We start from the raw sequence: 21663 nt of genomic DNA, 5'->3' as shown, positions 1-21663 counted from the left end.
CAAAAGCAAAAGATCGCAGCCTTCGGCAGCTCCTACGAAAAGCGGTTTCAGGGCATAAAAAAACCGGGCAATCGCCCGGTTTTTTTGTCGGTGGGGTGGCTTACCAGTCGTAAGACACTTCAACCGATGCCACGCGCTCCTGGCCGTAGTAGCAACCGAACGAGTAGTTGCAGTCCGAGATGTACTCGCGGTCGAAGATGTTCTGCACGTTCACGCTGGTCTGCACGCCGCGCAGGCTTGGCGAGAGTTTGCCCATGTCGTAGCTGACGGTAGTGTCGTAGACAACGTAGGACGGCACGTCGAACGAGTTGGCCGCATCACCCGGCTTGCGACCGGTGTAGCGGGCGCCGACGCCGAAGGTCAGACCGTTGAGCGAAGCCTGGGTGAAGTGATAGTTGGCCCACACCAGCGCCGAAACAGGCGACTGTGCTTCACTGCGGTTGTCTTCGTTGCCCCAAGTGTCTTTGGTGTAGAACGAGTCGAGGTAGCTGGCGGCCGCCATCACGTCGATGTTGTCGAAGGTCGATTTGACTTCCAGTTCGACACCGCGCGAGCGCACTTCACCCGACTGCGCCTGGTATTGCGGGTACTCGGTGTCGCCGGTCAGCACGTTCTTCTGTTTGATCTGGAACACCGACGCGGTGATCAGGGTCTGGTCGAACGGCTGGTATTTCACACCGATTTCGTATTGCTCGCCTTCGGTCGGCTCAAAGCCTTTGCCACCGCGCTCAGGCGCAGCAGTGCCGAGGGTCGGCAGGAACGATTCCGAGTAGCTGACGTACGGCGCGAGGCCGAAGTCGGTGACGTAGGTCAGGCCCACGCGGCTGGTGAATTTGTGGTCACGCTTTTCTTCGACGGTGCGTGCCAGCAAGTCCTTGTTTTCCACTTCGGCCCAGTCCTGGCGGCCACCGATGGTGAGGATCCACTTGTCCAGTTTGATCTGGTCTTGCAGGTACACACCGGTCTGGCGGATGGTGTTGTCCCACTTGGTGTCCAGTTGCGGCGTGACGCTGCTGGTGTCGTAGTTGTTGTTCGCGCCGTAAAGGTTGATCGGCAACACGTTGTAGGCGTTGTAGCCGTCGTACTTACGGTTGAAGTGGCGATAATCCACGCCCATCAGCGTGGTGTGTTCCAGCGCGCCGGTGTTGAATTTGTATTCCAGATTGTTATCGACGGTGTACGCGGTGTTGTGCTGTTTCCAGTTCAGCTTGACCCGGTTGGCCTGGGTGTAATCGGTCACGCCGGCGTCATCGGTGACGAAGCTGCGCAGGTAGAAACCTTTGTAGTCATCGCGCACGTCGGTGTAACGCGCGGTGGAGCGGTATTTCAAATCTTCGGTGAGGTTGTGGGTGAAGTCGTAGCCGAAGACGTACTGATCGCGTTTGTAGTCGTTGTATTTCGAGTCGCCGGAGAAGAATTCGCGGTCGATGCGCTCGCCGTTCGGGCCGCGCTTGAGCGAGCCGATCATCGGCAGCGCCTGATAGTCTTCCAAGCCGTCGTCACGCTGGATCTGCGCAAGCAGGGTCAGCGAGGTGTCGTCGTTTGGCGTCCAGGTCAGGCTTGGCGCCAGCAACATACGCTCGCTGTGCGTGTGATCGACCTGTTGGCCGCCTTTTTTGCCAACGCCAACGACGCGGTAGGTGAACTCTTTCTGATCGTCGATCGGGCCGCTGGTGTCGAATGCGCCGTTGACCCGATCGTAGCTGCCGGCACCCAGTTTGACCTGGCTGCGCTGCTCGGTGGTCGGACGCTTGGACACCATGTTGATGATGCCGCCCGGCTGGTTCTGGCCGTACAGCACCGAGGATGGGCCTTTGAGCACTTCGATGCGCTCAAGGGTGTACGGATCGATCTGCGGTGCGCCGCCGAGGCTGCCGGCATACGGCAGGTAGGCGCCGTCGAGGTACAGCGGCGTCGGTGCAAAACCACGGCTGGTGATTTCGTCGGCGATGGCGTTGCGGTCGGTGAAACCACCGACGTTAAGGCCCGGCGTGTAGCGCAGGGCCTGGGTCAGGTTGCGTGCGCCCTGGGTCTGCACTTGTTCGGCAGTGATGACGTTAATGGTCTGCGGGATTTCCAGGATCGGCGTGTCGGTCTTGGTACCGGTGGCGCTGCGAGTCGCGACATAGCCGTCAACCGGGCCATAGGCGGATTCAACCGCTCGGCCATTGATGTTGGTGGCGCCCAGCTCCAGCGAGTTACCGCTCGATCTGCCGCGCACGGTGACGGTGTTGTCCTGCACGGTGAACATGACGCCGGTCCCCACCAGCATCTTCGACAGCGCTTGCGACGGCGACAACCGGCCGCTGACCGGTTGGCTGCGCAGGCCCTGGACGTCATCAGCGCTGTACAGCACTTGCATGTTCGATTGCGTGCCCAATGCCTGCAGTGCGCTTGCCAGCGATTGCGCAGGGATATTGAAATTCACTTCTTCAGCCTGAACGTGGGCGCTGAACGGCAAGGCGAGGGCCATGCTGAAGGCGGTAGCGCTGAAGCCAGGTTGCAACATGCGACGCATGATCAGCGCCTTGGTAAAACGTGGAATCCCCGGAATTGCTGGCATTGTGTTTCACTCTTGCAGGTTTTAATTGGGTTGTAGTTGTTATCGATTCTTAATTAGACGCACGAGCCGCAGAAAACCAGAATGAGAATCGTGGCTATTTACGCCGTTTGCAGTTCCGTGATGACTTTCCCCGCTTCCATTCGCACCAATTGGTCGGCGATGTCGAAATAACGGTCATCGTGGGAAATGACGATGATGGTTTTGCCCAGACGCTTCAGGTCGGGCAGCAGCTCGGTGTAGAAAATGCGCCGGAAGGTCGGATCCTGATCCGCCGCCCACTCGTCGAACACCAGCACCGGACGCTCTTCCAGCCAGGCATTGACCAATGCCAGACGTTTGCGCTGACCGGTCGACAGGTCGGTGGTGGTGAACGAGCCGTCACGCACGCTGACCTTGTGCGCGATCTCCAGGCGTTGCAGGTATTGGTTGGCGTCTTCGGGGATGTGCGTGTCGCCCTGTACCACGTCGTCGAACAGGTAGTAGTCGGCGAAAATCGTCGTGAACAGTTGGCGGTAGTCGTCGCGGGTGAGGGCGGTGACCACTTGCTCGTTGAGGCGGATTTCACCCTGCTGCGGCGCGTAAAGTCCCAGCAGCAACTTGATCAGGGTGGTCTTGCCGCAACCGTTTTCACCGACAATGAAAACGATGTCGCCCTGTTCGATCTTCAAGTTGACCGGGCCGAGTTTGAACGGCGTGGCGCCTTCGACCGCCGGGAAGCTGTAGGCGACGTCGGTGAGTTCGAGGCTGTGCACCGGGGTTTTGCGATTGCCCTGATCGCTGAGCAACAGGTGCGGCTCTGGCGAGGAGAACTGTTCCGACAACTCGGCGATGCGGCGGAAGGCGATCTGCGCGCGGCTGACAATCGGCAGCGTGCCAATCAAATGCTCCAGCGGCCCTTTCATGTACAGCAGCACCAGCACGAAGCCGCTCATCACCGCTTTGTCCGTGCTCGGCCAAAGTGATTGCAGGGCCAGCGCCAAACCGATCACGACAAAGAACAGCATCGAACCGAAGGTTTTTGCGACCACGAAAATATTCACCGAGCGAATCTGCGTGTCGCAGATTTTGTCGGCGGTGTGCTCGATACCCGAGACGAACATGCGATGACGACGTGGGCGGTGGATGCGCAGTTCCTTGGCGCCTTCAGCGATGGCGTTGTAGTGCTTTTGCAATTCGTCTTCGGAATCGCGAGCCTCCATGAAGCCTTTGATGCCGTGGCCGCGAGCGATGTACTGAACGATGGTGCCGATGATGATCGCCACCACCATCATCAGAAACATCGGCCACGACAGCATCGCCAGGTAGCCCATGCAGCCGAGTGTCACGGTGAGGGAAATGGCCAGCGGCGCGAAGGCAAAGGCGAAATCGCTGATGGTATCGACGTCGTGGGTCAGCACCGGAATCAGCCGATGGCTGCGATAGCGCTCGATCTGTTCGATCGGTGCTGAGAGCACCTTTTCGCCCAACTCTTTGCGTAGTTTGGCGATGATTTTCTGGCCGACGTAGTTGGTGCCGATGTCGGAGAAAATCGAACTGACCAGTGCCAGCAGACACAACCCGGCGAACGCGGCGACCACGGTGTTGGTCAGGCCGCCCTCGGCATGCAGCACATTATTGATTGTCGCCAGCAGCACCGTGACGCTCAGGCCACCGACCATGCCCAGCAGGATCGAGCCGGCAACAATCAGACGAAAGGGTTTGAGCAGGGTGAACAATTCATTGATCACCCCGCGTGTTGGTTTGCTCATGGAGGTTCCCTGCTTGAAAGAACGGCGAAGGCCGGCATCGGTCGCGGGCCTCGCCTGGGTGCGTAGAGGGCGGGGGCGCGTCGCAATGGATCGCGCCCACCTGTAAAACGACTGGAGGGGTGGTTAATTTAAGGGGCGCTGCGGTTACAGATCGCGGGCGACCCGGAAGCCGATCCAGTCGCCGCGATCACCCGGCACCAGCGCGTTGCGGTTGCCGGAGCGGGAGAACACCGGCGCCTCGCCCCAGTCGTTGCCGCGAATGCGCTTGAATTCGCACTTGCCGGTCAGCCAGGCACTGCCGTCGCTCGGTGCGCCGACGTAGTTTTCGTTGTAGCAATCGGCCGTCCATTCGTAGACGTTGCCGTGCATGTCGTACACGCCAAACGCATTCGGCGCGAAGCTGCCGGCCGGGGCGGTGAAGTTGTAGCCGTCGGCGGCGCCATAGGTGTTGGCGTGTTTGGCGATGCTGTATTCCTTGCCTTCATCGAACGGGAAGGGGAACGGCCCGCTGCTGCCGCCACGGGCGGCGTATTCGCGCAGGGATTCGCTGACCAGTCGGTATTGTTTGCCGGTCTTTTTCGACAGCCACGCGACGTAGGCATTGGCCTCGGCGAAGTCCATGCACACCGCCGGGTGGCGGTCGGTGTACTGCTTGCGCGGATCGCTGCCCTGATAGTCCGGAATCCCCGCTTTGCACGCGCGGCCCGGGCGGTCGTCGCCGTCCGGCATCTGGTAACCGGTGTCCTTCAGGTAGGCGAACCATTCACCCTTGAGCACCTGAAAACGGCTGATGGCCAAGGGTTTGGCGAACGTCACCGGGTGCATCGGGCTTTCATCGGGCTCGCGGCCGACTTCGTCATCCGGGGTGCCCATGGTGAAGGTGCCGGTGGGCAGCACGACCATTTCCGGGCAGTCCTTGCAGTCCTTGAACACTTTGCCCGGCGCAGGTGGCGTGGCGGCCTGAGCGGCGCTCGGCATGAGGCCGGCGGCGAGGGCGGCGAGCACCAGAGCGGGCAGGGCTTTCAGAGAAAAACGAGGTAACTCAGTGTTCATTTCGCGTCTCGCTAAAAAGGAAAAAGAGGGCAGGCTCACAGGGCCTGGTCGAGGATGCTCAGCAGGCGGTCGATCTGCGCTTCGTTGTTGAGCAGCCCCGGTGCGGTGCGGATCACCGGGCCGACGTCACGCTCGACGGCATCGGCAACCACACGGTTGGCCATCAGGTGCGCAGCGATCTTGTCGCTGTCCTTGCCCTTGACCCGGAAGAAGGTGAAACCGGCAGAAAACTCCGGACTCAACGGCGTCACCAGTTCGATCTGCGGGCGTTGCAGCAGACGTTTTTTCAGGTAGCTGTTGAGTTCATGAATGCGCGCCTGCACCTCGGCTTTGCCCAATTGCAGATGCAACTTGAACGCCTCGGTCAGCGCCCAGCGGTGTTCGAAGGCGTGATAACCGCCCGGGGTCATCGTCGTGGAAAAGTGCTCAGCCTCGGAGAAGGTCGGGATGATCGGCGTGACGTATTTCACTTCCGGCGTGCGGCTGCAAACGATGCCAGTGCCACGTGGGCCGAACATCCATTTGTGTGTGCCGGCGATGAAGAAGTCGCAATTCATCGCCGGGAAACTCAGGTCTTCAACGCCAAATCCGTGCACGCCGTCGACCACGTAAATGATCCGGTCAGCATCGCTGCGCCCACGGTTGTGTTTGTCGACCAGCGCGCCGATCGCGCCGAGCGGCAGCTTCACGCCGCTGCCCGAATGCACCCAGCACATGCCCAGCACGCGGGTCTCGGGGCGGATGCTGCGGTCGATGTTGGCCAGCAGTTGTTTCTCGCTGATCGTTTGCGGATCGTCGAACAAGCGAATCTTGCGCACCTTGGTGCCTTCACGCTCACTGCGCAGTTCCAGAATCGTGTGGGTGGCGTAGTGCTCGTGTTCGGTGGTGAGGATTTCCTGATCGGCGCGCACGTGCACGCCGCCGTAAATCATGGTCAGGCCTTCGGTGGTGCTGCCGGTCAGGGCGATCTGCTTGGCATCGGCTTGCAGGTATTGGCCGGCCCAGACGCGCACGTCGTGTTCGCGCTGTTCGATCACGCCGACATCCCAGTCCATCGCCAGTCCCGGGTTTTTATCGAGTGCGGCGCGGTGCATTTCAATGGCGTCGCGCACCGGTTTCGGGTGGCTGGTGATGAGGAAATTGGAGAAGTGCAGGTACTCGGGATCTTGATTGAACAGCTGCTGCAACTGCGCCCATTTATCGCGCGGCAACGGTGCGATCGGCGTGGCGGCAGCAACGCTCGGCAGGCTCGCGCCGAGTGGCAGCGCCGCCGCGAGGATTCCGGCCTGCTTCAAAAAGTCACGACGATTGCTCATGGCTTGGCGGTGTCCTGAGCAGCGGCCACTGCCGGTCTTGCGGATTTCTCGACCTGATCCCAGACACGCAAAAAGTTGCCGCCCCAGAGCTTGGCGATGTCGGCTTCGGAGTAGCCGCGCGAGAGCAATTCGGCGGTGACGTTGCGGATCTCGCCGACGTTCTCCCAGCCTTTGACGCCGCCGCCTTCGTTGAAGTCGGAGCTGATGCCGACGTGATCGATGCCGATCTTGCGCACGGTGTAATCGATGGCGTCGCCCAAGTCTTTGAGGCTAGCTTTCGGTTCCTCTTCGAGAATCGCGTAGAGCTGGCCGGCGTACTCGCCAAATTTCTGCTCCGACCATGCGGCGATGATCGGGTCGCCCGGCATCAGCGCCATGGCCAGGTTTGGCAGCGGCGGCAGGTCGTAGCGTTTGCGCAGTTCGTTGAGCTTGTCCTGAGTGCCTTGGGTCAGCGGGCGCAGGTACTGCGAGAAGCCGACGATCTGCACCACGCCGCCACTGTTTTTGATCAGCTGCAATTCTTTGTCGCTGAGGTTGCGCGGGATATCCACCATCGCCCGTGGTGCCGAGTGCGACGCCACCAACGGTGTGCGGCTCAGTTGCGCGACTTGCTCGAGGGCTTTGGTCGACATCTGCGAGACGTCGATGATCACGCCCAGATCGTTGAGGCGTTTGACCGCTTGCTTGCCCAGATCCGAGAGGCCATCGAGGGCGTCCGGCGAATCGTTGAAGAACGGCAACGGCCGCGACGAATCAGCCCAGTCGTTGTTGCCGATGTAGCTGAAACCGAACATGCGCATGCCGCGCGCCGTCCACAGATCCAGCAAGTTGAGGTCGTGGCCGAGCGGGTAGGCGTTGAGCATGCTGATGAAAATCGCAAACTTGCCTTCGCCGTGCAGGCGACGGAAATCGGCGGGGGTGTAGGCGATCCCGACCTGATTGGGGAAGTCGCGCACCATGCCGGAAATGATTTTGTAGCGGATCTCTTGTTGATTGCGCGCCTCGTCGACGAAACCGGCGGTGGGTTTGTGCGGGGCGTTGGCGCCGTTCCAGATTTCCGGCCAGCCGAAAATCGTCAGGGCCGCCCCGGACAGGCGACCACGGTTGGCTTTGACCAGGTCGAACTGGCCGCTGCCGTCCTTGTCGACCTCGTTGCCGGTGGTGCCGAAATCCTGGGTGACGGTGATATGGCTGTCGAACGAGAGCATGTGCTCGTGCAGCGCTTCGGCCTGCTGCATGACTTTGTGCGGGTAGCCGGGATTGTCCTTGAACCAAATGTCCCACACCGCAAAAGCAGCGCCGGCGCTGACCGCCAGAGCCAGCGGCAGGCCGATGAAAAGAGCCTTTTTCGAACGTGGTTTTGTCATTGCCATCTCAGTCAGGTTCGCCGTCGAGGTGCAGGCGCAGAGGCCTTTGCTATCTGGGAAGAACGAGTGGATGGCCGTGGAATTTAGGTCGCCGGGTTAAAAGATCGCAGCCTTCGGCAGCTCCTACAGGGATATACATTGCATGTAGGAGCTGCCGAAGGCTGCGATCTTTTCAAACCCACATAAATTTACCCGCGCAGTAAACGTTCTAGCTTGGATAAAGCCTGCTTCAGGGCTGACACAGGTAGGGCAATGAGGATTTCTCGACGATGGTTCATGGCAGGCCTGGCGTTGACCGGCGCTGCCGTACCGGCGGCTTATTTCGGGCACCGTGAATGGACGAAGCCGGATCCGACGATCACCCCCGGTGAGGCGTCGTTCGATGTCGCCGACGTGGCCGGGCAGCGCCTGTCCAATGCCTTGCGCGGTGTCTGGAAGATTCGTTTTACCGGCACTGACGCCGGCCTCGATGGCTTGCCGGCTGAAGGGCTGGAAGTGTTTCTCGACATCGGTCAGAAGGGCCGGGGCGTCAATGGCTTCCTCGACACTGCCGAGCGTTTGCGCAGTGACGAAACACCTCGTTACCGAATTCTTGGCGATCTGGCCGGGGCAGAGGCCTCGAAACTCAGTTGGCGGTTGCTCGGCACGGACGGTCGCGTCGATTACGAACTGAACATGATCCTTGATGAAGTCTGGGCTGACTTCGGCAATGCCGGCAGCGGCACCCTCAGTGGCACGGTGCAGCGCCTCGATCGCCCGTTGGCCTTGCCCGCTCAGGACAATCGCTTTATCGCCGTCAAATGCCTGTTCCCCGAAGCCCGCCAGCGCACGCCGTTGAATGCGCCGTTGCTGGCATGGCTGGTGTCGCCGGAACATCGCCTGTTCCATCAGATCTGGCACGCCACCCGCGACAAATGGCACACGCTGCCCGAGGACAAACGCAATGCCCTGCGCGGCCTCGGCTGGCAGCCCGGGCCGCGTGACCAGGAGCGGGATGCGCGTGGCACGCACAAGGATCGCAACGGCTCCGGCATCGATTTCTTTTTCATGCACCGGCACATGCTCGGCACGGCGCGCTCGATGATGGATCTGCCGTCGTGGCAGTTTTTCCCATTGCCGCAACCGGAGCTGATCCGTGATCGCCAGGGCTTCGCGCGCTACTTCGACAACCACGATGGCACTTCGCTGCCGCCGACCTGGCTGGCGGCCGAAGATGACGAATACACCCAGTGGGTCAGCGACCTGAAAACCGCCGAGACCTATCAAAGCAATTTTGAAGTCTGGGAATCGCAGTACCGCGATCCGCAATATCTGTCGAAGCTCACTTTGGGCCAGTTTGGTTCAGAAGTAGAGCTGGGCCTGCACGACTGGTTGCACATGCGTTGGGCGTCGGTGCCGCGTGACCCTTCCAACGGTCAGCCGGTGCCGCTGGCGCGTGATCTCGATGACTTCGCCGCCCGCTGGTTCGCCGCGGAAAACGATTTCCTTGGCGACCCGTTTTCATCCCATGTGAACCCGGTGTTCTGGCATTTTCATGGCTGGATCGATGATCGCATCGAGGACTGGTATCGCGCGCACGAGCGCTTCCATCCGGGCCAGGTCACGCGCCTTGAGGTCAACGGCGTGAAGTGGTTCGCGCCAGGCCGCTGGGTGGAAATCGCTGATCCATGGCTGGGGCCGGACACTCACGGTTGCAGCACTACGCCGGGCTTGCAGATGGGCCGATCAGTGGAGATGGATCCGGAAACCATGAAACTGGCCCTGCGCATCACCTTCGGCGAAGACGAAAACAAACTCGCCAACTTGTTCCGCCGCGTGCCGCAACGGCCGTGGTATGCGCGCAATCTGAAAGCAAAGGCTTAAAGCAAAAGATCGCAGCCTTCGGCAGCTCCTACCCTGATCCCTTGTAGGAGCTGCCGAAGGCTGCGATCTTTTGAACTTCAGAGAACCCGCCACCCACCCCCAAGCGCCTTGTACAGCGCGATGCTCGCCTGCACCCGCGACAGCCGTAGGTGCACGTTCAGATCCTGCGCTGCATACAGCGTGCGCTGGGTTTCCAAAACCGTCAGCAAGTCCTCGGCCCCGGCCTGATAACGGCTTTGGGCGATGTTGAAAGCGGTCTGTGCTTGACTCAGTTCTTCGCTCTGCCATTGGCGTTGTTCGTCCAGCCCGCGAATGCTGTTGAGGGCTTTTTCGACGTCGGCGAAGCCGTTGATGATCGCGCCGCGATAGGTTTGCAGCAGCTCATCCTGACGCGCCGTGGCCTTGTCGCGCTCAGCGCTGAGACGGCCGTTATTGAAGATAGGTGCGACCAGCCCCGCAGTCAGGTTGTAGAAAGGACTGCGGATCAAGTCATCAAACTTGTCAGCGCCCGAGCCGAGCTGCGCCGTCAATGTGACAGTGGGCAACATCGCGGCGCGAGCGACTTTGACATCAGCCTCGGCGGCCGCCAATTGTGCTTCGGCGCGAGCAATGTCCGGGCGATGGGTGAGCAAATCGCTCGGCACACCGCTGGCAATCCCCGGCCATTGCAGGCGATCGAATGATTCCTGATTGGCCGCGAGTTGCTGCACCGGTTGCCCGAGCAGGGCGGCGAGGCTGATCAACGCATCCTGCGCCTGTTGTTGCACCAGCGGCAGTTGCCGTTGCTGGGCGGCGACCAGGCTTTTCTGCTGCGCCAGTTCCAGCGCTGTCGCCGAGCCGGAATCAAACCTCGTCTGCACCAGTTTCAGCACGCTTTGCGCGTTAGCCAGATTCAGTTCGGCAATGCGGCTCTGCTCACGCAACGACAAGGTTTGCGCATAAGTATTGGCAACGCCGCTGAGCAACGTCAGCTCAACCGTCGCGCGATCAAATTCGCTGGCCTGCAACGCAAATTGCGCACTGTCGCGAGACGCCTGTTTACCGCCCCAGAAATCGATCTCGTACGTCGCGCTCAAATTGGCATCGAAATAGTCCACTGCCTTGTTATTGCTGTCGGCATCCAGCTGGCTATAACCCTTGCCGCGCAACAGTTTCTGCCGATTGGCATTCAGCCCGGCCTTGACCTCCGGCAGCAACGAGCCGCCAGCAATCACTGTGCTGGCCTGCGCCTGCTGAACGCGCGCCACGGCAGCGGCAAGGTCAAAACTGCCGACGCGAGCCTGTTCGATCAGACGATCCAGCTCCGGGCTGCCAAACTGTGTCCACCATTGCGGGTTGTTGCGGGCGACGCTGGCGCTGTGCGGTGATTGCCACATAGCGGGTGCTTGCACGCCGCTGTCCGGGCGCTGAACGGGACTGCCGCAGGCGCTGAGGAGCAGGCACACGGTGAACAAACTGAGGCGCGGTTTCATAGATCGATCATTCACTGGTAAGGGCCGTGACCGGGTCGAGCCGGGCAGCTTTGCGGGCCGGCATGAAGCCGAAGACAACACCGGTCACAAGGGCGCAACCGAAGGCGCCGAGCACCGCGAGCAACGAGAACGCCACGGCGACTTCGCTGAGGATCAACACGCCGCCACCGATCAGCGCGAGGGCGATCCCGGCGATGCCGCCGACCACCGAAAGCATCACCGCTTCGGTGAGGAACTGGCGGAGGATGTCGCGTTGGCGCGCGCCGGTGGCCATGCGAATACCGATCTCGCGGGTACGTTCGCGGACGGTCATCAGCATGATGTTCATCACACCGATACCGCCGACCAGTAGCGAGATCGCGGCGATCGAGCCAAGCATCAGCGACAGGGTGTTTTGCGTGCGCGCCTCGGCCTGAATCATCGCGGCGTTGTTGGTCAGTTCGAAATCCTTTTTGCCGTTGTGCAAGCGCAGCATCAGCTGTTCGATGGCGTGTTCGGCCTCTTTGACCTTGCGCGCATCGGTGGCGGCGATGGCCACGTATTCCGGATCGTGGGTGCCGAACAGGCGCACGCTGGCCGCCGAATAGGGTACGGCGATGCGGTCGTCACTGTCGGAATCACCGGAACTGGCGCCTTTTTCCGCGAGCACGCCGACCACCTGAAACGGCACGTTTTCGATAAGGATGTATTGGCCGATCGGGTTGGCCACGTCCTTGAGTAATTTGTTGCGCACCTTATGGCCGATCACCGCGACGGCCGAGGCGTGTCGCTCGTCCTGCTCGGTGAAGTAACTGCCTTCCACCACCGGCCAATTGAAGATCGCCGGGAAGTTGGTGTCGTTGCCGCCGACGTAACTCAAGTGGTCAGCATTGCCGTAACGCACGCCAGCCTCGGTGCCGATCACCGGCATGATGCGTTGCACTTGCGGCAGGCTCGCCAGCGCGCGGACATCGTCGAGGGTGATGATGCCCGGTGGCGTGCGCGGGTTCGGCGCCGAGCCGCTCAGGTACAGAATGTTCGAACCAAACGCGCCCATTTGCGCCATGACCTGACGCTTGCTGCCTTCACCGACGGCGAGCATCACCACCACTGAAGCCACGCCGATGATGATGCCGAGCAACGTCAGCGCGGTGCGGAAGCGGTTGATCCACATCACTCGCCACGCCGCGTGCAGCGCGTCGACCAGTTCGCCTTTCCAGGCGCCAGTGGCTTCGGCGCCTTCGCTCAGACGCTTGCGCAAGTCGACCGCTTGCAAGGCGCCGGGGTTGGCGCTGGTCTGGGCGTCGGGATTGTCTTTGGCGCTGTCGCTGATGATCAGGCCGTCGCTGATTTCGATGATGCGTTTGGCCCGCGCCGCCACTTCGCGATCGTGGGTGATGAGGATCACCACGTGGCCCTGACTGGCCAGCTCGTCGAGCAGCGCCATGACTTCTTTGCCGCTGTGGCTGTCGAGGGCGCCGGTCGGTTCGTCGGCGAGAATGATGTGGCCGCCGTTCATCAAGGCGCGGGCAATCGACACCCGTTGCTGCTGACCGCCGGACAACTGATGCGGGCGGTTGCCGGTGCGTTCGGCGAGGCCTAGCCGGTCGAGCAGGGCGGCGGCGCGAGCATGCCGTTCGGTGGCCGGAGTGCCGGCATAGATCGCCGGCATCTCTACGTTTTCCTGGGCCGAGCCGGATGGAATCAGGTGATAACCCTGAAACACGAAACCGAAGGCTTCGCGGCGCAGCCAGGCCAGTTCATCGCTGTCGAGGCCGGCGACGTTTTCCCCGGCGAAACGGTATTCGCCACAGGTCGGTCGATCGAGGCAGCCAAGGATGTTCATCAGCGTCGATTTGCCGGAGCCGGACGCGCCGACAATCGCGACGAATTCGCCAGCGTGGATCGACAGGTCGATGCCACGCAGCACGTGAACTTCAGGCGCGTCGCCGCCACCGTAGGATTTGCGAATGTCCTGCAGGTCGATCAGGGGCGTTTGCATTCAACCACCGCTGCCAGTGGCCGGGCCGATCAGCAGATGATCGCCTTCATTGAGGCCATCGAGGATCTGCACCTTGAGCCGATCACTGATGCCGGTGCGCACTTCGCGCGATTCGATGTTGCCGTTGGCGGCGACGACTTGCGCGGTCTGCCGGTCAGCCTTGACGCTGCCTTGCAGGGCGGCGACTGGCGCGGTGAGCACGTCCTTGGCCTGATTGGCGACGAAGAACACCTGCGTGGTCATTTCCGCCATCAGCGCGTTGTCGGCGTTATCGACATCGAGCAGAACGGTGTAAAGCACCACGCGAGCGCTGCCGCTTTTGCTGGTGCTGGTCGGGCTGCCGCCGCCCTGACTGGTTTGATCGAGGGGTTTGGGCGGCACCGGCAGGATCTGCCGCACAGTGCTGCTCCAGCGCCGATTGCCGCCGCTGAGCGTGGTGAAGTAAGCGCTCATGCCCGGTTTGACGTGACCGATATCCGCCTCGGAAACCTCGGCCCACACGGTCATCGGCGACAGTTTGGCGATGCGCAAAATCAGTGGCGTCTGTTGCTGAGCGTTGAGGGTCTGGCCTTCGCGTGCATCGAGAGCGACCACGGTGCCGGCCATCGGCGCGTAAATGCGTGTGTAGCCGAGCTCGGCTTGATCGCTGCGCAGGCTGGCTTCGGCCTGGCGGATCTGCGCCTGGAACATGTCGATGCGCGCCTGCGTGGCCTTCAATTCGGCGCGGGCGGTTTGCACGTCTTCTTCGCGGGTCGCGCCGCCGGCAGCGAGGTTTTGCTGACGCTGATATTTCTGCTGTGCCAGCTCATGTTGCGCGCGCTGTTCCTGCAATTGCGCCTTGAGGTTTTCGATCGAAAAGCGCCCGGCGTCGAGTTTGGCCTTTTGCGTCGACGGGTCGATTTCCACCAGCAACTGGCCTTCCTTGACCACGTCACCGACTTCGACGTGGATCTTCTGAATCTGCCCGGAAGCCTGCGCACCGACATCCACATAACGTCGCGGTTGCAGGGTGCCGAGGGCGGTGACGCTGCTTTCTATATCGCCGCGCGACACTTGCACGGTGGCGAATTTATCCCGCCCCGGCGGCAACATTTGCCACGCGGCATAGCCGACGACAGGGATCAGACAAAGGACTACGAGCAGGGCGCGTCGGGCGGGGCGGGGACGTTTCATGCAGGGTTCCGGCCAGTGGAATTCGGCCCGTCATCCGGCCGCCGCGCACAGAGGGGGCAGCGCTGAACGCTGTCGCGGGGCGCGACAGACACGGGGAGCTGTCCTGTAAACGAGGAAAGAGCGGCGGAATTTAAGCGCTGACACACGAAGTAACAGCTATAGCGCAGCACTATTTATCGGGCAACGGCAAACACCACTTTAAATCTATATGAGAATTACTATAAATTACGCACCTCAAGTTGCCACTATCTTGCTACTGCGTTTCACGCCGTCGTCAATCGGTGTGCTCAAGGACAGAAACCGCACGTTTGCGGCCGGGAGTCATGTTGGAAAACTACTATCGCGAGCTGGTGTGTTTCCTCAACGCCAAGCTCGGCAATCGTCAGATTGCCGAAGATGTGGTGCATGACGCCTATCTGCGGGTGCTGGAACGTTCCAGCGATACCCCGATCGAGCAACCGCGTGCGTTTCTTTATCGCACGGCGCTGAACCTGGTCATCGACGACCATCGGCGCAACGCCTTGCGCCAGGTCGAATCACTCGATGTGCTCGACAACGAAGAGCGCTATTTCAGCCCGTCGCCCCACAGCACTCTCGATCACGGCCAGCGTCTGGAAATGCTCCAGCGCGCGTTGGCAGAACTGCCGCCGCTGTGTCGCGACAGTTTTCTGCTGCGCAAGATCGAAGGCCTGTCGCATCCGGAAATCGCCGAACAGCTGGGCATTTCCAAGGCGCTGGTGGAAAAACACATCGTCAATGCGATGAAACATTGCCGCGTGCGGATCAAACAATGGGATGCCCATTGAGCCGACTTCGTTAAATTTTATTTCACTGTCCTCGTTCCTACTCAACAGACGACCTGCTGTCCTGCTCAAGGCCGGTCAGGTCACTTAGGCTCTCCATGCCCCTTGTTGAGGGGTTCCTCCAGAGGACACTGGAAATGACTCAGGCAATTGCATCGCCCATCGTTCACGACCTGATCGGCGTCGGTTTCGGCCCTTCGAACCTGGCGCTGGCCATCGCTCTGCAAGAGCGCGGCCCGATCCATGGCGAGCTGGATGTGCTGTTCCTCGACAAGCAGGCCAATTACAGTTGGCACGGCAACACCCTGTCGACGCAAAGCGAGTTGCAGATTTCCTTCCTCAAGGATCTGGTGACCCTGCGCAATCCGACCAGCCCGTACTCGTTCGTCAACTACCTGAAGGATCACGGCCGTCTGGTCGACTTCATCAACCTCGGCACGTTTTATCCGTGCCGCATGGAGTACAACGACTACCTGCGCTGGGTCGCCGGCAAGTTCACCGAGCAGAGCCGTTACGGCGAAGAAGTGCTGACCATCGAGCCGGTGCTGCACAACCATCAGGTTGAAGCGCTGCGCGTGATTTCCCGTGGCAGCGACGGCCAGCAACATGTGCGCACCACCCGTTCGGTGGTGGTCAGCGCCGGTGGCACGCCGCGTATTCCAGAAGCGTTCAAAGCGCTGAAGGGCGACAGCCGTGTGTTCCACCATTCGCAATATTTGTCGCAAATGGCCAAGCAGCCGTGCGTGAACAATCAGCCGATGAGCATCGCAATCATCGGCGGCGGGCAGAGCGCGGCGGAAGCGTTTATCGACCTGAATGATTCGTTCCCGTCGGTGCAGGTCGACATGATCCTGCGCGGCTCGGCACTGAAGCCTGCGGACGACAGCCCGTTCGTCAACGAAGTGTTTTCGCCGGAGTTCACCGACCTGGTGTTCCAGCAGAACAGCGCCGAGCGTGAGCGTCTGGTCAACGAGTACCACAACACCAACTACTCGGTGGTCGACATCGATTTGATCGAGCGCATCTACGGCATCTTCTACCGCCAGAAGGTCTCCGGGATTGCCCGTCACGCTTTCCGCACATTGACCACTGTCGAGAGCGCTACCGCGACCGAAAACGGTATCGAACTGGCCGTGCGCAACAACGCCACCGGCGAAGTCACCGTGCGCAACTACGATGCCGTTGTTCTGGCCACCGGTTACGAGCGGCAGATGCACCGCAAACTGCTGGCGCCGCTGGAAGAGTACCTCGGTGATTTCGAGGTCGACCGTAATTACAAACTCATCACCGACGAGCGCTGCAAGGCCGGCATCTACATGCAGGGCTTCTGCCAGGCCAGCCATGGTTTGAGCGACACCTTGTTATCGGTGCTGCCGATTCGTGCGGACGAGATCGCCGGCTCGCTGTATGAGCATGGCAAGAACCGCGGACATCGGTCGATGGCGGACTTACTACTGGCGACTGCCAGCTGAATCTGCGTTGCCTGATCCACCGCTTTCGCGAGCAAGCTCGCTCCCACAATGGTTCTGTGTACGCAGGACAAAATGTGGGAGCGAGCTTGCTCGCGAAGGGGCCATCAAAAACACCGTGAAATTTGAACCAGATCGTTCCCACGCTCTGCGTGGGAATGCCTCACGGACGCTCCGCGTTCGGCCTTCGACAGGGACGCGGAGCGTCCCGGGCTGCATTTCCACGCAGAGCGTGGGAACGATCATCCTGAACCCTTCCTGAACATCCCCCACATTCCCCAACGCACTGCCTTTTGCGGGTTTACTCTCCAATCATCGGGGCGTAAGCTTCGCGCGTTTTCATCAATAGCGGAGACCCACAGTGGGTACTTGTTCGAGTGACAGTTGTCGGCCGGTCTCGGTAACCGGCAGATTCTCGGCAAGATAACGCGCAGACTTTCTCTGTCGTTGTCTCGCCGTAAAAGCGAGCAGCGGCATCCCGTGCATGACCCGTCCTGGGCCATGGCTAGACGTCCTTCTCATCGACGCTGAACAGAGCGTGGTTTCGACTTTATTGTCGTGATCGCAGCCCTATCGACACGCCTGTCTTTTCTGACCGGCGCGCCAAGCCTTGCCGTGCCGGTTTTTCCGGCGGACGAGGCGCAGCCGTACCTGCTTGACGGTTTCCCGGCTGACCACAGGGGCAACAGCCATGAAACTTACGCTCAAGGAATTTTTCGCAGGCTTCCTGCGCACTCGCCACATCGCCCGGCACTTTCGTCGCCTGGCGTTGCTGGAATCGATCAACGACACCACGGTCAGCCGTGAAGTCCCGCCGACTCTGGCCAACACTCTGGTCGATGCCGCGCATTGCGACAGCGGTGTGCTGCTGTCGTCATTGGGCACGCATTCCGATGGCCTCACCGATTTCGAAGTCGATGCGCTGCGTGCGCAATACGGCCTCAACGAAGTCGAACACGAGCAGCCACTGCCTTGGTGGACTCACCTGTGGCACTGCTACAAAAACCCGTTCAACCTGCTGCTGACCCTGTTGGCGGTGATCTCGTGGCTGACCGAAGACCTCAAGGCCGCCGTGGTGATTTTCTCCATGGTGGTGCTGTCGACGCTGCTGCGCTTCTGGCAGGAGAGCAAATCCAACCAGGCCGCCGATGCACTGAAAGCCATGGTCAGCAACACCGCCACCGTGATGCGCCGCGACGCGCCACGCAGCGAGTTGCCGATCAAACAACTGGTGCCGGGCGATCTGATCGTGCTCTCGGCCGGTGACATGATTCCTGCCGATTGCCGCGTGCTCAACGCCAAGGATCTGTTCGTCAGCCAAGCTGCAATGACCGGCGAATCGATGCCGGTGGAGAAGTTTCCGCGTCAGGCTGATCGCGACACGCGCAATCCGCTGGAGCTGGACAACATCCTGTTCATGGGCACCAACGTGGTGTCCGGCACAGCAGTGGCGGTGATCCTGACCACCGGCAACAGCACCTATTTCGGTGCGCTGGCCCAGCGAGTTGGCGCAACCGATCGCGCGGTCACTTCGTTCCAGCAAGGCGTCAACAAAGTCAGCTGGCTGTTGATCCGTTTCATGTTCGTCATGGCGCCGCTGGTGCTGTTCATCAACGGTTTCACCAAGGGTGACTGGACGGAAGCACTGCTGTTCGCGCTGTCGATTGCTGTCGGCCTGACCCCGGAAATGCTGCCGATGATCGTCACCTCGACGCTGGCCAAAGGCGCGGTGTTTCTGTCGCGCAAAAAGGTCATCGTCAAACGCCTCGATGCGATCCAGAACTTCGGCGCGATGGACGTGCTGTGCACCGACAAGACCGGCACGCTGACGCAGGACAAGATCTTCCTCGCGCGCAATGTCGACGTGTGGGGCGCTGATTCCGATGACGTGCTGGAAATGGCCTACCTCAACAGCTACTACCAGACCGGCCTGAAAAACCTGCTGGATGTCGCGGTGCTGGAACACGTGGAAATCCACCGCGAACTGAAAGTCGGCACAGCGTTTCGCAAGGTCGATGAGATCCCGTTCGACTTCAATCGTCGGCGCATGTCGGTGGTGGTCGAAGGGCGTGGCCAACCGCATCAGCTGATCTGCAAAGGCGCGGTGGAAGAAGTGCTGGCGGTGTGCAGCCGCGTGCGTCACGGCGACGTCGATGAAGCCTTGAGCGATGAATTGCTGACCAAGATTCGTCAGGTCACCGCAGCATTCAACGCTGAAGGCTTGCGCGTGGTGGCCGTGGCCGCTCGCTCGATGCCCGAAGGTCGTGAGATTTACAGCCTGGCCGATGAACAGGAACTGACGCTGATTGGTTACGTGGCGTTCCTCGATCCACCGAAAGAAAGCACTGCGCCCGCGCTGAAAGCCTTGGCCGAACATGGCGTGGCAGTGAAAGTGCTGACCGGCGACAACGAACTGGTGACCGCGAAGATCTGCCGTGAAGTCGGCCTCGCGCAACAAGGCCTGCTGCTGGGCAACGACGTCGAGCGCATGAGCGATGCCGAACTGGCGGTGGCGGTAGAGACCACCAATGTCTTCGCCAAACTGACGCCGTCGCACAAGGAGCGCATCGTGCGCATACTTAAAGGCAATGGTCACGTGGTCGGGTTCATGGGCGACGGCATCAACGATGCGCCAGCCCTGCGCACCGCCGACATCGGTATTTCCGTGGACAGCGCGGTGGACATCGCCAAGGAAGCGGCCGACATCATCCTCCTGGAAAAGAGCCTGATGGTGCTGGAGGAGGGCGTGCTCGAAGGGCGGCGCACCTTCGCCAACATGCTCAAGTACATCAAGATGACCGCCAGCTCCAACTTCGGCAACGTGTTCTCGGTGCTGGTCGCCAGTGCGTTTATTCCGTTCCTGCCAATGCTGCCGATGCACCTGTTGGTGCAGAACCTGCTCTACGACATTTCGCAGATTGCCATTCCATTCGATAACGTCGACGAGGAAATGCTGAAAAAACCGCAACGCTGGCAGCCGGGCGACGTCGGGCGCTTCATGCTGTTTTTCGGCCCGATCAGTTCGATCTTTGACATCACCACGTTCGCCTTGATGTGGTACGTCTTCGATGCCAACACCCCGGATCACCAGACCCTGTTCCAGTCCCTCTGGTTGGTGGTCCGCCCGATCACCCTCAAGCTGATCGTGCACATGATCCGCACGCCGAAGATTCCGTTCCTGCAAAGCCGTGCCGCCATGCCGCTGCTGGTGATGACCGGAATCATCATGGCGGTCGGCATCTTCCTGCCGATGGGGCCGCTGGCGCACTACTTCAAATTGCAGGCGCTGCCGTCGCTGTACTTCGTATTCCTGCCGGTGATCCTGCTGGCGTACATGGCGCTGACCCAAGCGGTGAAAGGCTTCTACATCCGCCGCTTCGGCTGGCAATAACAGCAACACCGGTTCCCCTGTAGGAGCTGCCGAAGGCTGCGATCTTTTGATCTTGTTTTCATAAGGCAACATCAAAAGATCGCAGCCTTCGGCAGCTCCTACAGGGGACTCGTTCTAAGCAGGCCCCACAAGGGGGTTTGTGTTTTTTTCAGGGAGATGACGATGCAAGCCATCAACAACCTCAACCTCGATTCACTGCTCGATACCCTCGTCAGCCTCAGCGCCGCGTTCATCCTCGGTGGCCTGATCGGTTTCGAGCGCCAGTACCGACAACGCACGGCGGGTCTGCGCACCAACGTGCTGGTGGCGGTCGGTGCGGCGATTTTCGTCGACATGGCCAACCGTCTCGCCGGCGCTGAAGGCGCGGTGCGTGTGGTCGCTTACGTGGTCTCCGGCATCGGTTTTCTCGGCGCCGGGGTGATCATGCGTGAAGAGGGCAACGTGCGCGGCCTCAACACCGCCGCCACCCTGTGGACGTCTGCGGCAGTGGGCGCCTGCGCCGGCGCCGACCTGCTCGCCGAAGCCGTGCTCGGCACGCTGTTCGTCCTCGCTGCGAACACCTTGCTGCGGCCGATCGTCAACAACATCAACCGCCAACCGCTGGACGTGGTGTCGGCGGAAGTCACCAACATCGTTTACGTCATCGCCCGGCGTTCGCAGCAAACGGCGGTGTTCGCGTTGCTCGAAGCGGAGCTGGAACGCAGCAACTACCCGGCCAGTGATGTCGACGTGCATGCCTTTGGTGCCGATGAAATTGAAATCGAAGCGACATTGGCGACAACGTCGGTGGACGGCGATGAGCTGGACGCATTGGTCGCGCGGATCTCGACGTCAGCGTTGGTGGTGCAGGCGTTCTGGAGTCCGAGTACCACCGAATAGCGGCACTTTATTGGCGCCGGCTTGGCGTGGCCGAGCGCGTGAATCAAGGAATTACCGCCAGTCTTTTTAGGACGCGTCCTACAGAATCTTCCGTTTGGCCTCCGTAGGCTTGCATTCATTTGAAGCCGTTTAACCCGTGAGGTTTACGATGAACAACAAAGCCCTGCGCATTCTGATCGCCGATCCGCAACATTTTCACCGCATGAAAATCGAGCGTGCATTCAATGGCCTCGGCTACTACCGCGTGGCACCGGTGCAGAGCCTGGTCGACCTGCTGACCCTGGTCGATTACGGCTGCGAACCCTTTGATGTCGTGGTGATCAACGCTGAAATGGCCGCAGGCTCACTGGATCTTCTGGGGTTTTTCCTCGATAACCCGCATGTTCGCCACGCCTTGATCTACAACGAACCTACTGCGCCATCACGGGCGATTCCGGGTTTTGCGCAGGATAATGTGCAGATCAGCCATTGCGTGCTGCCGAATGCGCGAATGATCGAGCAGTTGGCGGCGCTGGCCGATGCGCCAAAACCTGGAGCCTGCGCTGACATGATGCGTGTTCCAGCGTTGAAACGTCAGGCTTAGAC

General features: G+C 60.6%; 14 protein-coding genes. 6 read left to right on the top strand and 8 right to left on the bottom strand.

Annotated features, from left to right (window positions below):
• Window positions 1-100: 100 nt before the first annotated feature.
• The 5 genes from ACIP66_RS10035 to pvdM all read right to left on the bottom strand — a co-directional run bounded on the left by ACIP66_RS10035 (window position 101) and on the right by pvdM (window position 8047).
• Window positions 101-2563 (bottom strand): TonB-dependent siderophore receptor, encoded by a 2463-nt coding sequence (locus tag ACIP66_RS10035; protein WP_082341413.1) that lies wholly within the window; start codon window positions 2561-2563, stop codon window positions 101-103.
• Between the two features lie 98 nt (window positions 2564-2661).
• Window positions 2662-4311, bottom strand: a complete 1650-nt coding sequence (locus ACIP66_RS10030; RefSeq protein WP_400647566.1) for a cyclic peptide export ABC transporter — start codon at window positions 4309-4311, stop codon at window positions 2662-2664.
• Between the two features lie 144 nt (window positions 4312-4455).
• A complete protein-coding gene (locus tag ACIP66_RS10025) occupies window positions 4456-5364 on the bottom strand; it encodes a formylglycine-generating enzyme family protein (RefSeq protein ID WP_212544384.1) in 909 nt (302 codons plus the stop codon).
• Window positions 5365-5399: 35 nt separating this feature from the next.
• Entirely contained in the window at window positions 5400-6680 is a 1281-nt protein-coding gene (locus ACIP66_RS10020; RefSeq protein ID WP_400647563.1) for an aminotransferase class V-fold PLP-dependent enzyme, read from the bottom strand.
• Window positions 6677-8047 (bottom strand): pyoverdine-tailoring dipeptidase-like protein PvdM, encoded by a 1371-nt coding sequence (gene pvdM, locus ACIP66_RS10015; RefSeq protein ID WP_400647561.1) that lies wholly within the window; start codon window positions 8045-8047, stop codon window positions 6677-6679. The genes ACIP66_RS10020 and pvdM overlap by 4 nt, the downstream gene beginning before the upstream one ends.
• 252 nt (window positions 8048-8299) lie before the next feature.
• On the opposite strand from pvdM, the gene ACIP66_RS10010 reads away from it, so the two are divergent.
• Window positions 8300-9910, top strand: coding sequence for a PvdJ/PvdD/PvdP-like protein (locus tag ACIP66_RS10010; protein WP_400647559.1), 1611 nt, complete (start codon window positions 8300-8302; stop codon window positions 9908-9910).
• A gap of 77 nt (window positions 9911-9987) precedes the next feature.
• On the opposite strand, the gene ACIP66_RS10005 is transcribed toward ACIP66_RS10010, so the two are convergent.
• From ACIP66_RS10005 to ACIP66_RS09995, 3 genes are read right to left on the bottom strand one after another with little or no spacing between them, the layout of a single operon-like run.
• Window positions 9988-11382, bottom strand: a complete 1395-nt coding sequence (locus tag ACIP66_RS10005) for an efflux transporter outer membrane subunit (RefSeq protein ID WP_400647556.1) — start codon at window positions 11380-11382, stop codon at window positions 9988-9990.
• Window positions 11383-11389: 7 nt separating this feature from the next.
• Window positions 11390-13363 (bottom strand): MacB family efflux pump subunit, encoded by a 1974-nt coding sequence (locus ACIP66_RS10000; protein ID WP_400647553.1) that lies wholly within the window; start codon window positions 13361-13363, stop codon window positions 11390-11392.
• Entirely contained in the window at window positions 13364-14536 is a 1173-nt protein-coding gene (locus ACIP66_RS09995) for an efflux RND transporter periplasmic adaptor subunit (RefSeq protein ID WP_400647551.1), read from the bottom strand.
• Window positions 14537-14859: 323 nt separating this feature from the next.
• Between ACIP66_RS09995 and ACIP66_RS09990 the strand changes: the two genes are divergently transcribed.
• From ACIP66_RS09990 to ACIP66_RS09970, 5 genes are all read left to right on the top strand, one after another.
• Complete coding sequence (locus ACIP66_RS09990; protein WP_400647548.1) at window positions 14860-15342, top strand: sigma-70 family RNA polymerase sigma factor; 483 nt, start codon at window positions 14860-14862, stop codon at window positions 15340-15342.
• A gap of 134 nt (window positions 15343-15476) precedes the next feature.
• Window positions 15477-16811 carry a lysine N(6)-hydroxylase/L-ornithine N(5)-oxygenase family protein gene (locus tag ACIP66_RS09985; RefSeq protein WP_053118867.1) on the top strand — a complete coding sequence of 445 codons (1335 nt, stop codon included), beginning with the start codon at window positions 15477-15479 and terminating at the stop codon, window positions 16809-16811.
• 688 nt (window positions 16812-17499) lie between these two features.
• The gene (gene mgtA / locus ACIP66_RS09980) at window positions 17500-20199 is read left to right on the top strand and encodes a magnesium-translocating P-type ATPase (protein ID WP_400647545.1); all 2700 of its coding nucleotides are present in this window, start codon (window positions 17500-17502) and stop codon (window positions 20197-20199) included.
• 162 nt (window positions 20200-20361) lie between these two features.
• Window positions 20362-21078 (top strand): MgtC/SapB family protein, encoded by a 717-nt coding sequence (locus ACIP66_RS09975; RefSeq protein WP_400647542.1) that lies wholly within the window; start codon window positions 20362-20364, stop codon window positions 21076-21078.
• Window positions 21079-21226: 148 nt separating this feature from the next.
• Complete coding sequence (locus ACIP66_RS09970; protein ID WP_400647539.1) at window positions 21227-21661, top strand: chemotaxis protein CheY; 435 nt, start codon at window positions 21227-21229, stop codon at window positions 21659-21661.
• Window positions 21662-21663 lie beyond the last annotated feature (2 nt).

The sequence above is a fragment of the Pseudomonas sp. NPDC088429 genome, from assembly GCF_044753305.1.
Classification (GTDB): Bacteria; Pseudomonadota; Gammaproteobacteria; order Pseudomonadales; family Pseudomonadaceae; genus Aquipseudomonas; species Aquipseudomonas rustica.
This window is presented reverse-complemented; position numbering and strand designations above follow the sequence as displayed.